The organism is Kineococcus indalonis, from assembly GCF_009906395.1.
Lineage (GTDB): Bacteria > Actinomycetota > Actinomycetes > Actinomycetales > Kineococcaceae > Kineococcus > Kineococcus indalonis.
In genome coordinates this window covers 15,876-29,505 of sequence record NZ_JAAALM010000005.1, presented here as the reverse complement: position 1 = coordinate 29,505, position 13,630 = coordinate 15,876, and the positions used below count along the sequence as shown (strand labels likewise).

Annotated in this window: 9 protein-coding genes; 4 read left to right on the top strand and 5 right to left on the bottom strand. The window is 75.6% G+C overall.

What is annotated here, in order from left to right; genetic code table 11:
- The first annotated feature begins 83 nt into the window (after positions 1-83).
- Positions 84-1,340: a PhnE/PtxC family ABC transporter permease gene (locus GTR00_RS25340; RefSeq protein WP_323132113.1), complete on the top strand. Its 1,257-nt coding sequence runs from the start codon at positions 84-86 to the stop codon at positions 1,338-1,340.
- A gap of 199 nt (positions 1,341-1,539) precedes the next feature.
- On the opposite strand, the gene GTR00_RS22720 is transcribed toward GTR00_RS25340, so the two are convergent.
- The 3 genes from GTR00_RS22720 to GTR00_RS00725 form a co-directional block, all read right to left on the bottom strand.
- Positions 1,540-1,851, bottom strand: coding sequence for an LbetaH domain-containing protein (locus GTR00_RS22720; RefSeq protein ID WP_205704760.1), 312 nt, complete (start codon positions 1,849-1,851; stop codon positions 1,540-1,542).
- Between the two features lie 369 nt (positions 1,852-2,220).
- Positions 2,221-3,435 (bottom strand): MFS transporter, encoded by a 1,215-nt coding sequence (locus GTR00_RS00730; protein ID WP_166609754.1) that lies wholly within the window; start codon positions 3,433-3,435, stop codon positions 2,221-2,223.
- A gap of 496 nt (positions 3,436-3,931) precedes the next feature.
- Positions 3,932-4,891 (bottom strand): nucleoside hydrolase, encoded by a 960-nt coding sequence (locus tag GTR00_RS00725; RefSeq protein ID WP_166609753.1) that lies wholly within the window; start codon positions 4,889-4,891, stop codon positions 3,932-3,934.
- Positions 4,892-6,242: 1,351 nt separating this feature from the next.
- On the opposite strand from GTR00_RS00725, the gene GTR00_RS00720 reads away from it, so the two are divergent.
- Together GTR00_RS00720 and GTR00_RS00715 are read left to right on the top strand one after the other, a co-directional pair.
- Complete coding sequence (locus GTR00_RS00720; protein ID WP_166609752.1) at positions 6,243-8,174, top strand: PP2C family protein-serine/threonine phosphatase; 1,932 nt, start codon at positions 6,243-6,245, stop codon at positions 8,172-8,174.
- A gap of 432 nt (positions 8,175-8,606) precedes the next feature.
- A complete protein-coding gene (locus GTR00_RS00715; protein ID WP_166609751.1) occupies positions 8,607-10,001 on the top strand; it encodes a TrkH family potassium uptake protein in 1,395 nt (464 codons plus the stop codon).
- 575 nt (positions 10,002-10,576) lie between these two features.
- On the opposite strand, the gene GTR00_RS00710 is transcribed toward GTR00_RS00715, so the two are convergent.
- Positions 10,577-11,467 carry an alpha/beta fold hydrolase gene (locus GTR00_RS00710; protein WP_166609750.1) on the bottom strand — a complete coding sequence of 297 codons (891 nt, stop codon included), beginning with the start codon at positions 11,465-11,467 and terminating at the stop codon, positions 10,577-10,579.
- Positions 11,468-11,497: 30 nt separating this feature from the next.
- Complete coding sequence (locus tag GTR00_RS25335) at positions 11,498-12,040, bottom strand: helix-turn-helix domain-containing protein (RefSeq protein ID WP_205704759.1); 543 nt, start codon at positions 12,038-12,040, stop codon at positions 11,498-11,500.
- Positions 12,041-12,450: 410 nt separating this feature from the next.
- Between GTR00_RS25335 and GTR00_RS00700 the strand changes: the two genes are divergently transcribed.
- Positions 12,451-13,569 carry a serine hydrolase domain-containing protein gene (locus GTR00_RS00700; protein WP_166609749.1) on the top strand — a complete coding sequence of 373 codons (1,119 nt, stop codon included), beginning with the start codon at positions 12,451-12,453 and terminating at the stop codon, positions 13,567-13,569.
- Positions 13,570-13,630 lie beyond the last annotated feature (61 nt).

Sequence of the window (13,630 nt, the reverse complement as noted above, 5' to 3'; positions counted from 1 at the left end):
GGCCAGCACCCCCACCCACGGGTCCAGGCCCAGGACGTTGACCAGCAGCAGACCCCACACCGCCTCGTGCAGGCCGCGGGGTCGTGGCCGTGCCCCGCGGCCTGCACGAGGCGGTGTGGGGTCTGCTGCTGGTCAACGTCCTGGGCCTGGACCCGTGGGTGGGGGTGCTGGCCATCGCCGTCCCCTGCGGCGCGGTCACCGCCAAGGTGTTCGCCGACCTGGTCGACGAGGTCCCGCGCGGCGGGTACGAGGCGCTGCTGGCCGCCGGCGCCGGGCGCGGCACCGCGGCCCTGTACGGGCTGCTGCCCCCGGCCGCGGGAGCGCTGCTGGCCTACGCGTTCTACCGGTTGGAGTGCGCCGTGCGCTCGGCGGTGGTGCTGGGCCTCATCGGCGCCGGGGGGCTGGGGTACCAGTTGTCGCTGTCGTTCAGCTCGTTGCGCTGGGACCAGGTGTGGAGCTGCGTGTACGCGCTGACCGCGGTGTGCGTGGCCGCCGTCGTGGCCGGTCGCGCGGTGCGCCGCCGCCTGGCCGACCCGCCGGCCGTGCGCGGGGACCGGCTGCGGCGCGACGGCGCGCTGACGGCGGCGGCGGCGGCGGTGCTGGCGCTGGTCGCGTGGTCGTGGTGGTACCTGGCCCTCAGCCCCGCCGCGCTGACCTCCGAGCGGGCCCGGCGGCAGGCGGCGTACGTGCTCGACCACGCCTGGCCGCCGCAGGTGTCCGGCCCGCTGCTGCGCTCGCTCGGCAGCGCTGCCCTCGCCACGGTGCAGATGTCGGTGATCGCCATCGCGTTCGCCACCGTCGGCGCCGTGCTGCTGTCCGGGCCGGCTGCGCACCCCGCCCGCGGCTGCGGGCCGGTGCGGTGGGGCACCGGCGTCGCCGTGCGGTGCGCGTTGCTGCTCCTGCGCGCCGTGCCGCCGCCGGTGTGGGCGCTGGCGCTGCTGTTCGTGCTGCGGCCGGGGATCCTCCCGGGCGCCCTCGCCCTGGGCGTCTACACGCTCGGCGTCCTCGGCCGGCTGAGCGCGGAGGCCCTCGAGGAGCTCGACGAGCGACCGACCCGGGCGCTGACGGTGCTCGGCGCGAGCGCGAGCGGCACGTGGCTGTACGCGGTGGCGCCGCGGGCGGTCGGGCCGGTGCTCGCCTACGCGCTGTACCGGTGGGAGGTCGCGATCCGTGACACGGTGCTCGTCGGGCTGCTGAGCGCCGGCGGGCTCGGTGCGCTGCTGGCCACGTCGCTGCAGACGTTCGACTGGTCCGCGGTGACGACGACCCTCGTGGTGCTGGTGCTGCTGACGCTCGCCGTCGACCTCGTCAGCGACCGGGCGCGGCAGGTGGTGCGCTGACGGCCCGCGTGGACCGGTGCCGCGGCCGGTCGCCGACGATGCCGACGGGCAGGTGGGCGGCGCCGTCCTCGCACGCGGGTCGACCGCGGCGGGCGTGCCGCGCTCCGGCTCCGCGGCGGTCGGGAGGAGTGCCGGGCGGGCCACGAGCGCCGTGCGGCCTCCCGCGCCGGCGGTGCTGGTCCCCTCCCGCTCGTGGTCGTCACCCGCGGGGACGGGCAGCGGCCAGTTCCGCCGGTGTTCCCGCCACGATGAGCGCGGCGTGAGCGGTGATGCGCTCGAGCGGCCAGGTCCACCACCGCGTCCGCAGCGGCGAGGCGACCTCGTCGGGTCCGGAGCGGGTGCGGACCTGGCGAGCGGGGTCGCCGGCGACCACCGCGTAGGCGGGCACGTCCTTGGTGACGACGCTGTGCGCGGTGACGACGCCGTGCGCGGTGACGACGGCGCCGTCACCGACGTGGACGCCGGGCGGGACCGTGGCGGAGCGCCCGGGCCGCACGGCGTTGCCGATCACGGTGTCCGGCAGGGCGGGGATCGCGCGGTGGGTGTCCAGCGTCGCCAGGGGCGATGGCGCTGGACCGACCGACGACCAGACGCCCCGAACCCCCGTCGTCGAAGTAGGTGAGCTCCCCGACCTCGGTGAGCGCTGGGGTGGTCCGCTGACGCGGGAAGACCACGTCGGTCAGGTCCGGGCGGGCGGGGCGCGCTCGGTGAGCGTCACCACGCAGCGGGAAGCGGGTCAGCGCGCGGTCAGCGCCAGAGGCTCGAAGACCTCCACCGCACAGCCCTCCTCGTCACCACCGGAGGTGCAGCGTCACCTGACCCGCACGACGGGTGCAACCGACTTCCTGCGGGCTCAGCGGGCTCAGCGGGCTCAGCGGGCTCAGCGGGCTGCGCGGGTGCTCAGCCACGCGCACACCGCGCCCGCGGCGCTCAGCAGCGCGACGACCGAGAAACCCCGCCCCAGCGAGGTGGCCGCGGCGAGCGCCCCCAGCACGACCGGGCTCACCGTCGAGCCGAGCGCCTTCGCGACCGACTCGGCGGCGGACACGCTGGCGCGCAGGTCCGGGTGCCAGCCGACGACGAGGGCGGGGCTGAGCGGCATGAGCACCCCCGTCACCACCCCGAAGGCGACGAGGACGGCGGTGCTCGCCCACACCGGCCCGCTCGCCACGACCGCGGCGAGCGCAAGGCACGCCACCGGCAGCGCCGGGTAGGCGCGGGCGAAGAGGGCGCCGGCACCGCAGCGCACCAGCAGGACCTGGTTGAGGCTGCTGCCCACGAACACGCCTGCGGGGACCATCACGGCGATGAGCACCCGCTGCCACAGCACCGGCTGGGTCTGCTGGGAGACCATGCTCACCGCGTAGTGCGCGGCCTGGATCGCCCAGCCGACCCCGGCCGCGGCCAGCAGCAGCAGCGCCGTCCGGGGCACCCGCAGCGCCGCGTGGACGTCACCCAGCAGCGTCCGCAGCCGGGGCACCGGCCGCACCGCGACGGTGCGCACGGGCACCGGGGGGATCCGGCGGGCGATGAGGGGCGCCAGCGCCAGGACGAGCACGCCGTACCCGACGACGACCCACGACCACAGCTGCGGCGACCCCAGGCCGGCCGCCACCGCCCCGACCGCCAGCCCCGAGGCCGCACCCACGCTGGTGAACGTCTGCAACCGGGAGAACCCGCGGTCGCGCCCGCCGGGGTCGTCGCGGTGGGCGTCGGCCACGATCACGGCCGCGCACAGCATGAGCGCGCTGTTGGTGGTGCCGGTGAGCACGCGCGCCAGGACGATCCCCGCGAAACCCGGTTCCAGCAGCAGGGCCGCCGACAGCACGACGTTGGCCGCGACCGCCACCGGCAGCACCCGGCGCGGGGAGAGCAGGTCGAACAGCGGGCCCAGCAGCACCGTCCCCAGCGCCGCGGCCGCCGCGTACACGCCGACGGTGACGCCGACCTGCCCGACGCTCAGGCCGATCCGCTCGCCCAGGACCACCGAGACGGGGATGAACCCCAGCTGCGACAGCGGGGTCAGCAGGACCAGCAGACCCGGCAGGACGCCCAGCCGGGGGCGGGCGGACGGCTCGGCGCGCAGGGACGTCACCCCTGGACGCTACGTGCCGCCGGGCCCGGGGCTCCCCGCGGGAGTGACGGGAGGTCGCCGGTCGCCTGCGGCACCGCGGGAGCTCCGGGGTCCCCCGCACCGGTACCGGGAACCCCTTCGGCTCAGCACATCACGGGCGAGCCTGAGCTGCTGGTCGGGCGATCCTGCGGTTGCCCCCGCCAGCCGGTGTGACCCCCGCCGCGGTGCACAGCGCGAGCGGGGGGCGCGTCGTCGCGACCGGGTGCTCGGATCGCACCACCGCGCTGACCGCCTGCGAGACGCTGAACGGCCACGGCGAGCTGCATCGCGCGATCAAGCGTCATCCCGGTGTGGTCGAGCCCCACACCCACCTCGCTGCCGCGATCACCGTGGCCGGCCGGCCAGCTGGCCGGCCGATCGGTCGATCGGCGACGACCGCGACCGCTGGCCGACTCCGCCCAGCGCGCGCCGACCGCGGTGAGGTCCCCACCGCCGGTGGCGCTTGCGCTCGGCTCCATCACAGCTGCTGCACCTTGTCCGTGAAGAACGTGGTGAACGCCTGCGCGTCCACCGCGACGGCCACGCGGGCGTTGGCCCGCGAACCGCATCCCCCGCGGCCGGCGTCCTCGGTGCTGCTCTCGCGGTCCTGGAAGTCGGCGAGCACCGCCCCGCGCAGGCGATCGCCCAGCTCCACCTGGACGTGCGCCTCGCGCCAGGTCAGCAGGTCCTGGGTGACCGCCGCCACGGCCAGCGGGTCGTGCAGGGCGCAGGAGTGGACCGACCCGGTGCTGGTCGAGGCCAGGTGCTCGATCCAGGCGGTGGTGCACCGCCCGGCGAAGGAGGCGAAGGAACCCCCGCTGTCGGCCATCTGCCGAGCCTGCCGGCGGTCGAGGCGCACCTGCGTGGTGACGTCCAGGCCGACGAAGTCCGCGACGACGCCGGAGTCCAGCACGATCGCGGCCGCCTCCGGATCGCTCCAGAGGTTGAACTCCCCGGGCATGGTCGCGTCGTGGGTGTGTCCCAGGAAGACACCGCCCATGACGACCAGGCGCTTGAGGGAGGGGGCGAAGTCCGGGTCCAGCCGCACGGCCAGCGCGATGTTGGTCAGCGGCCCGATCGCCACCACGGTCACCTCACCGGGGTGCTCGCGCACGTGCTCGACCATGGCCAGCGCGGCGTGCCCGGGCCGCGGCTGGCGCACCGGCACACCGTCGGGCAGGTGCCCGCTGCGCGCCTGCGGGCGCAGCAGCGGGCGCGTGGCCCCGCGGTGCACCGGCACCTGCGCCCGGTCCAGGCGATGCAGCAGCTCCAGGGTCAGCGAGGTGGCGGTCTCGACGTCGGTGTTGCCGTTGACGGTGGTCACCAGGTCCAGGGCGATGCCTGGATCGGCCAGCGCCAGCGCCAGGGCGAAGCCGTCGTCGATGTCGCTGCCGACAGCGCCCATCGCCAGGTCGGTGTCCAGGACGACTCGCTGCACGGCGGGCTCCTCAAGGTGGCGGGTGCGGCTTGTCTACCGGGGCCGGCCACGCCCTGCCAAGGCGTGTCCGCCGGCGGACCGGCCCGGCCGCGGCTGAGCCGGCGCGGGACGCTCGACCCGGGGTCCTCGGGCCTCGGCGGGTGCTCCTGCGCTCCTCGCCGACGGGCACGGTCCGCCGGCAGCTCTGGCCCGCCGACCGAGCGCCGCCCCGGTGCCGGGAACCTCGAGCGGGCAGCGCCACCCCGTGCCCAGCCCGCGGGCGTCCCAGCGCACCGGGTGCCGCCACGACGCGGCCGGGGTCCGCGTCCTGGTCACCCGTGGGGGAGCCGCGGCTGGAGGTGCCGTGTGCGGACACCCGTGACGTCCGGATCGGTCCAGGACCGTGTGGACGGTGCCGCGAGGGTGTTCGCGCTCGGACCGCAGGCTGTGCGCAGGCTCCTCCCGCTGCGCTCGCCCGCGACCTGCTGCTCTGCGAGAGTGGACGCATGAGCCCGGTTCCGGACTTCTCCCAGGCTCCTGCCGCTGCGGCCGTCGAACGGATCACCCCACCGCAGGGTGAGCCGATCACCGCCGCCGATGCGCAGGCCGGTACCGCTGGCCTCGAGGGCGGTGCCGCCACCGAAGCGGACGCCGGGCCTGGGACCTGACGCCCACCCGGTGTCGATCCTCTCGCCGGCGCTCGGCAGCGCCGGCAGCCCACCGCCTGCCCTCTGCAGCACGACCGCGAAGCGTCGATGCCGGTGGTGGTCACTCCTCGAGGTCGCCGACCTCACCCGCTGCGAGAGCGTTGCTCCACTGATCATCGCCGCTGAGCGAGTGCCGGGTGGCCCCCTGTGAGCGGGTAGGACCCCCGAGCGCTTCGGGTCCTGGAGCGCCGACGGCACCTGGCACCGCCTGCACGAGGCGCTGCACGAGCGCCGGCGCGCAACCGCAGGCCGCGACCCGCACCCCGCCGCTGGCCTGTTCGGCTCACCGTCGATCAGGAGGGCCCGCGGTGCCCGGGCCACGGCTGCGCCGCCACCTGGACCGCCCGGCGCCGGACGACGTCCTCCACCGCTCGGTGACCCACCACCGGAGCCGCCCGCTGCCGGCGCGGGACCTGCAGCGTTCAGCGGACAGCCGCTGAGCCTGCCGGGTCGCTCGGGTCGCTCGGGTCGCTCGGGTCGGCATCGTGCACCGGGCGGAGCGGGGGGCCGCTGGAGCGGCCGCGCGGTGCAGCGGTGGACGCACCGCTGCGGCACCTCGTGCGTGATCGAGGAGGCGGCGCCTCAACCTCCGGCCCCGATCCGCCGATGGTGGCGGCGGGGAGGGTCCATCCCCGCACGTCGACGAGGGGCACGATCCGCACGTCATGGTCTCGCAGCCGCAGCCGCAGCCGAGTCAGCGCCGGCGCCGCCGGTGGTCGTCGCTGCGCCGGTGGCTGCCCCACGGCACGCCGCTGCCCGACGACATCTGGAGCGGGCGTCACCGCACCTTCCTGATCACCACGTGGCTGGCGTGCGCTGCGGTGCTCGGCTGGGCCGGCAGCACCGTCGGCCTGCTGCACGCGCTGGCGGACACCCTGCCCATCGCCGCCGCCGCCCTCACCGCCACCGCCCTGAGCATGCTCAGCGTGGCCGGGGGCCGCCTGACGAGCCGGCGCTGGGGACGCGAGGCGGCCTCCTGCGCCGTCATGCTCGCCCTGATGGCGGTGGCGGCGCTGGCCGTGCACCTGTCCGGTGGTCTGATCGAGACGCACTTCCTCTTCTTCATCGCCGTCGGCGCCGCCGCCGCCTACCAGACGTGGGCGCCGTTCCTGACCGCGGTCGGCTTCGTCGTCGTGCACCACGGCCTGCTCGCCTCCAGCTCCGAGCACGAGATCTTCAACCACCCCGCCGCCCAGCAGCACCCGTGGTTGTGGGCGCTGCTCCACGGCGGCCTGCTGGCGCTGGCCGCCGCGGTGGGCATCGCCTCCTGGCGCGCCGAGGAGGCGGTGCGCGCCCGCCTCAGCGCGCTGGGAGCGCGCAGCCGGCTGATCGTGGGCAGCATCCAGGACGGCGTGCTGGCCCTGGACGGCGACGGGCGCGTGGTGGAGGCCAACGCGGCAGCGGTGCACCTGCTGGACCCGACGCCGTCGCCGGGTGCGCAGCCGTCGCCGGGTGCGCAGCCGTTGACCGGTCGGCTGCTGCAGGAGCTGCTGGACGGGGCCGGCGACGACCAGCACCCGCAGCAGACCTCGCCCGACTCGCCCGACTCGCCCGACTCGCCCGACTCGCCGGTACCGCCCCTGCCGGCGTCGTCGGCCCTCCCGTCGACGCCCCCGTCGGCGCTGCCGCAGCTGGGCGGGTTGCGCCGGGTGCGCCGGCGCGACGGCTCCTGGGCGCCGGTGGCCCTCAGCGCGGCGCCGGTGCACGGCGACGAGCGGGTGCGCACGGTGCTCACCGTGCGGGACCTGTCCAGCATCGTGCGCGCCGACAGCGCCGAGCGCGCCCTGCTGGAGCTGAGCCAGCGCGAGCAGGCCCAGCGCCGCGACGTCGCCGCGCTGCTCAGCGCCCTGCGCCCGCCCGCCCTGGCGGTGCCCGAGCTGCAGGTGGCGGTCGCCTACGAGCCGGCCGCGTCGGCGCCGGCCGGTGGGGACCTGTACGACTGGCTGGTGCTGCCCTCGGGGCAGGTGCTGTTCGTCGTGGTCGACGCGATGGGCCGGGGCACCGCGGCCACCCGGGAGGCGCTGGCGGTGACCACCACGGTGCGCACCCTGGCCGTGGCCGGCTGCCCGTTGGAGGACCTGGTGGCCCGCGCCGGCACGGTGCTGGAGGTCACCCACCCGCAGGCGATGGCCACCGTGCTGATCGCCGTGCTCGACCCGGGCACCGGGCGGGTGCGCCTGGCCGGTGGTGGGCACCCGCCCGCGATCGTGGTGGGCGCCCGGGGAGCGCGCGAGGTCGCCGCGGAGGGGCTGGGCATCGGCTACCTGCAGCCGGGCAGCTTCACCACCACCGAGGTGGTGCTGGCCCCCGGGGACAGCCTGGTGCTGTACACCGACGGGCTGATCGAGGGCACCCGGGACATCGACGCGGGCCTGCGCGAGCTGCGGGCCACCGCGGCGGGCATGGCGCAGGTGCCCGTGCACGAGGTCGCCCCCCGGTTGCTGAGCGAGGTGAGCACGTGCGCGCGCGAGGACGACGACTGCCTGGCCCTGGTCGTCCGCCGCACGCTCGCACCGCGACCGCTGCAGCACCCGGAGCGACCGGGAGCAGCGTCGACGGCGGCACGCGCCGAGGCGCCTCGCCAGGCCGGTGCCTGAGGTGCGTGGACAGCCGGCCGTGGTGATCACCGCCTGAGGGTCGCGCCAGGAGCCTCGTCGTGGGTCGGACCTCGCCGCAGCCGGTACCGGCGAACCGCCGGCGAACCGCCGCGCGAACCGCCGCGCGAACCGCCGCACGCCTGGCGCCTGCAGGCCGCTTGCCTCGTGGTGCCGCGACAGCGCACCGGTGGTGTCCCTGGGGTCGCCTCGACGACACCGGTCACCACGGGTGGGCGGTGTGCGAGCACGCCCGGCAGCTGGGAGGAGCGAGCACGACGACCCAGCCACCCAGCCACCCAGCCACCCATCGAGCCCCGGCGCGCCCCCGGCGACGGTGCGGTGCCCCGCAGGCGTTAAGGGTGCGTCAAGGTCGGCGCCCGGTGGTGCGCGCGGACCCTGGCACCGTGCCCGTCACCGGCAGGATGTCCCACGATGAGCAGTGCACGGTCCTCCACCAGAACCTCGCGGCGCTCGACGGGCTCGCTGTTGCCCCGCAGGGCCCGGCGCGGCCCGCACCCCGCGCAGCTGACCATCGCCGGCTTCGCGCTCGGCGTCGTGATCGGCACCGTGCTGCTGGTGCTGCCGCTCTCCCAGCGCGGCCCCGGGCACGCCACGGCGCTGGAAGCGCTGTTCACCGCCACCTCCGCGCTGTGCGTGACCGGGCTGGTCGTGGTGGACACCGCCGTGCACTGGTCGAGCTTCGGGCAGGTCGTCATCCTGGCGCTGATCCAGGTCGGCGGCTTCGGCATCATGGCCCTGGCCTCGCTGCTGGGGGTGCTGATCACCCGCCGGCTGGGGCTGCGCGGGCAGCTGGCCGCGGCGGCGGAGACCAAGACCCTGCAGCTGGGCGACGTGCGCACCATCCTGCTGGGCGTGGCCAGGATCAGCCTGCTCGTCGAGGCGGTCACCGCTCTGGTGCTGGCGGCGCGCTTCGCCTTCGGCTACGGCGAGCCGGTGCCGCGCGCGCTGTGGCTGGGGCTCTTCCACGCCGTCTCAGCGTTCAACAACGCCGGTTTCGCCCTCTACAGCGACAACCTCATCGGTTTCGCCACCGATGCGTGGATCTGCCTGCCCATCGCAGTGGCGGTGATCATCGGTGGGCTGGGCTTCCCGGTCCTGTTCGAGCTGCGCCGGCACCTGCGCCGCCCGGGTCGCTGGAGCCTGCACACCAAGATCACGCTGTTGGGCACGGGCGTGCTGCTCGCTGCCGGCAGCGTGTTCATGTGGGCCACCGAGTGGCGCAGCCCCGCCACCCTGGGGCCCATGAGCGTTCCGGACAAGCTCCTGGTGGGCTTCTTCCAGGGCGTCATGCCCCGCACGGCCGGCTTCAACAGCGTGGACATCGCGGCGATGAACACCGGCACCTGGCTGGGCAGCGACCTCCTGATGTTCATCGGCGGCGGCAGCGCGGGCACCGCCGGTGGCGTGAAGGTCACCACGTTCCTGGTGCTGCTGTTCGTCATCGCCTCCGAGGCGCGCGGGGACGAGGCGGCCACCGCTTTCGGGCGCACGCTGCCGCGCGCCCTGCAGCGCCAGGCCCTGAGCGTGGCGCTGCTGGGGGTGGCCGCGGTGGTGGTCCCCGCGGTGCTCTTCGCGCTGACGACGCCGTTCAGCCTGGACCAGATCCTGTACGAGGTGATCTCCGCGTTCGCCACGGTGGGCCTGTCCACCGGCATCACCGCCCAGTTGCCGGTGCCGCACCAGCTGGTGCTGGTGGCGCTGATGTTCGTCGGGCGCACCGGCACCATCACCCTGGCCGCGGCGTTGGCGCTGCGCAGCCGGCCCAGGCTGTACGCGCTGCCCGAGGAGCGCACCATCGTGGGCTGAGGGGGTCGGCGGTGGCGTGCCGCCGGCTCGTGCGCCGGCTCGTGCGGAGCCGCGGCGGTGCGGCGGGCGCCTGAGGTGCCGGATCGGTCCGGGCACGGTCCGGGCACGGTCCGGGCACGGTCCGGGCACGGTCCGGGGACGGTTCGGCGCCACGACGTCGCGTTCCCGGTGGAGGCGAACGTCCCTCGGTCGCCGTTCACGCTCGAGGCGGTGCCGGGGTGCCTTCCTGCCGCGCGGCTCGTCCGATCGGGGCCACGTGCCGGGCATCATCAGCTCGCGGCTCGACGCGCTCTGGTGACTCCTCGTTCTCGCCTCGGCGGCGGTGAGCGCCGCGCACGTGGGGTCGGCGGTCCCGGTGCTCGCCACCCCCGGCGTCGTCGTGATGGCCCGGCAGCCCTGGTCCGGAGGCCCACCTCCAGGTTGCCGTTGCACCGTGCGCTGCAAGTTGCACCGTGCGCTGCAACTGGTGGCCGTGGTCGACGTCGCCGCCTTCTCCGCGGCGCAGGGGATCGCCCGGCGCCGGTTGCCGCGCTCGAGCCGGTGGAGCCGAGCCGTTGGCGGTGCGGGGCGCCGGCTCAGGCCAGCACCAGGCGCAGCCGTTCGGCGAAGGCCTCGGGGTCACCGTGCTGGCCGAACTCGCCGCCGAGGAAGCCGGCGTGGTGGCTGGGGAACCCCACGGCGGCCCGCCCGATCCGCTCGGCGACGGCACGCGCGCCGCGGGCCGGGCCCTCTTCCCCCGATTCGACGCCGTAGGCCAGGACCACCCGATCGCCCAGCGCGGCCAGGGCCTCGTAGTCGAACCGGTAGGCCTGGCAGGCGGGGATGTTGCGCATCAGCGGGTCGCTGCGCTCGCCGTCGTCGCGCGTCGGCAGCCCGAACTGCGCCGGCTCGGGCGCCGGGCGCTCGAGGTAGTCCGGCGGGGTCGGGCCCTGCTGCATCACGTAGGTGATGAACTTGGCCATCGCCGGCCCGCTGCCCGAGGCCTGGTAGGTGGCCTTGATGTCGCGGCAGACGGCGAGGTAGGCCTGGCGGTCGGGCAGCGGGTCGGCGCTCGGAGGCTCGTGCGCGATGAGCCTGCGCAGGTCCTCGGGGTGGGCGGCCGCCAGGACCAGGGCGTTGATCGCGGCGCCGCTGCTGGCGAAGACGTCGAGCGGCCCGACACCGAGGTCTTCGACGACGCGGTGCAGGTCCCGGGCGTGCACCTCCGGTGAGAGCGCCGAGGTGCCCTTGGGGTTGCGCCCGGCGCCGCGCGGGTCGACGGTCACGACCGGCCGGTCGCTGAAGCGGGCGGCCAGGGAGGTGAACCCGCTGGCGTCCATCGGTGATCCCACCATGAGCAGGACCGGTCGATCCGCCGTGGCGGCGGTGAGGTCGCCGTGGACGTCGTAGTGGAGGGTGTCCTGCCCCTGGCCCACCGTGTAGGTCCCGGTGCCGGTGCGTGCCGGGGTTCTCGTGGTGTCGCTCATGCCTCCTGGGACCCGGGCAGGTGCCGGGAGTCACCGGTCAGCGGTGCTCTCGAGCGGTCGAGGACCTGGAGAGGACTCGGTCCGTGGTGCGGTCCGCTCGGGTGCTGCACTTCGAGGGCTTCTCGGACCTGAGCACGGGAACGCACGCCTGGCCGGCTGAGCCAAGCGGTCGAGGGCCGCTGGAGCCGCGCGACCGGGGTCGCTGCGAAGCCGTCCGCTCGGCAAGCGGGGGATCAGTGGACGTGCCTGCACGCCGGCGACCTGTACGCACGGGAGAGGTGCCCACCGGAAGGGCCTCAGGCTTCGGCGTGCAGGCGCGGGTCGATGCCGTACTGGTGGAGGACGCCGAGGTTCTCCCGCAGCGTTGCTCCTCGGTAGCCCGGTGGTACAGGCCCCGCTCCTGCAGCAGGTGCCGATCGGGCCGCGTTCCAGCAGCCGCACGCCCAGGGACCGCTCCAGGCGGGCGATCCGCTCGCTCAGCGCCGCCTGGCTCAGGTGCAGCCGGAGCGCGGCTCTGCGCAGGCTGGGTTCCTCGGCCGCGACCAGGAACGCCCGCAGCTGCTCCACCTGCATGTCGCCCCCTGGGTCCGCTCCTCGCCCGGGTCCGCCGCTGAGCGCCGTGCTCTCCGGTGCGGGCGCCCTGACCAGGGCCCGTGTGCACGGCCCGGAGCCTCGGCGGCCTCACGGTCGACGGGCCGCGGCTGGGGGTGATCGGAGGCGCCGATCACCCCCACCCGAGGGGCGGCGGGCGCACCTACCGTGGCGGCATGGACAGCCAGCGGGGAAGCCGGGCGCGCGTCGCAGCGGTCCTGGCGCCCACCCCCCACCCGTTCCTCCTCCACCCTCCCCGGCTCGCGTGCCGGGCCGCTACCGCAGCTGCTGCCGCGCGCGGTGCGAGCTCGCGGCAGCGGCACGGGAGCGCGGAGAGGTCCAGCCCCGGTGGTGAGCGCAGGAGCCCGCGGCGGCGCCGCCTGCTCGGCGTCTTGGCCGCACTGCTCGCCGCGACCGCCCCCGCCTGCGCAGCGGCGCAGGACCCCGGCGGCGCGGGGAGCGCATCGCGGGAGCGGGCGGCGCTCAGCACCCGCCTGCTGGAGTCGGTGATCCCCGCGCAGGAGCCGGGCTGTTCGGCCGCGGTGGGCGTGGACGGCGAGGTGGTGTGGGCCGGGGCGCGCGGGATGGCCGACGTGGCGGAGGGACGGACGCTCGGGGTCTCGACGACGTTCGACATCGCCTCGGTCTCCAAGACCTTCACCGCCACCGCCGTCCTCCTCCTCGCCCACGACGGCAGCGTGAGCCTGCAGGACCCGGTCTCGCGCTGGGTCCCCGGGCTGCCGGCGTGGGGGGACGACGTCACCCTCGATCACCTCCTGCACCACACCAGCGGCATCCCCGAGTACGTCAGCAAGTTCGACGTCGCCGGCCGCAAGTACGGCGACCACATCCCCCAGCGCGAGGTCCTGGACGCGATCGCAGACATGGCGAGCGCCTCGCCCTCCCCGGGCAGGTACTTCGAGTACTCCGACTCCGACTACATCCTGCTCGCCGAGGTCGTGCGCGCCGCCAGCGGACAGCCGCTGGCCCGGTTCGCCGCCGCCCGCATCTTCCAGCCCCTCGGCCTCGGCACGAGCATCGACCCCCTCGGCGCCAGCCCCGACGACACCAGCGCCTCCGCGGCGCGCGGCTACCTGCGCGACTCCGCGGGCGACGCAGAGCCGTGGAGGGCCGGGGGCTCGCGCTGGGAGATGGTCGGTGCCGGCGCGGTGCAGAGCACACCCTCGGACCTGGTCCGCTGGGGCGACAACTACCGCACCGGAGCGGTCGGCGGGGGAGAACTGCTCGACGCCCAGCTGTGCGGCGCCGCTGCCGTGGACGACGGCACCGGCGACAGCTACGGAGCCGGCATCTTCGTGCTGGCCGACGGCAGGCTGGGCCACCCGGGGGCGTGGGCCGGCTTCACGACGCTCTTCGAGGTCTCCGCCGACAAGCACACCACCATCGCCGTCGCCTGCAACCGCGACGCGCCCGGCGACACCGCCCGCGAGGACCTCCTCGAGGGCCTGCGGCAGCAGTGGGCCCCCTCTCCCGACAGCAGTTCCTCCTGACCGTTCGCTGCGTCACCGAACCACCAGCGGAACCACGCTCAGGTTCGGTCCGCTGGTGGAG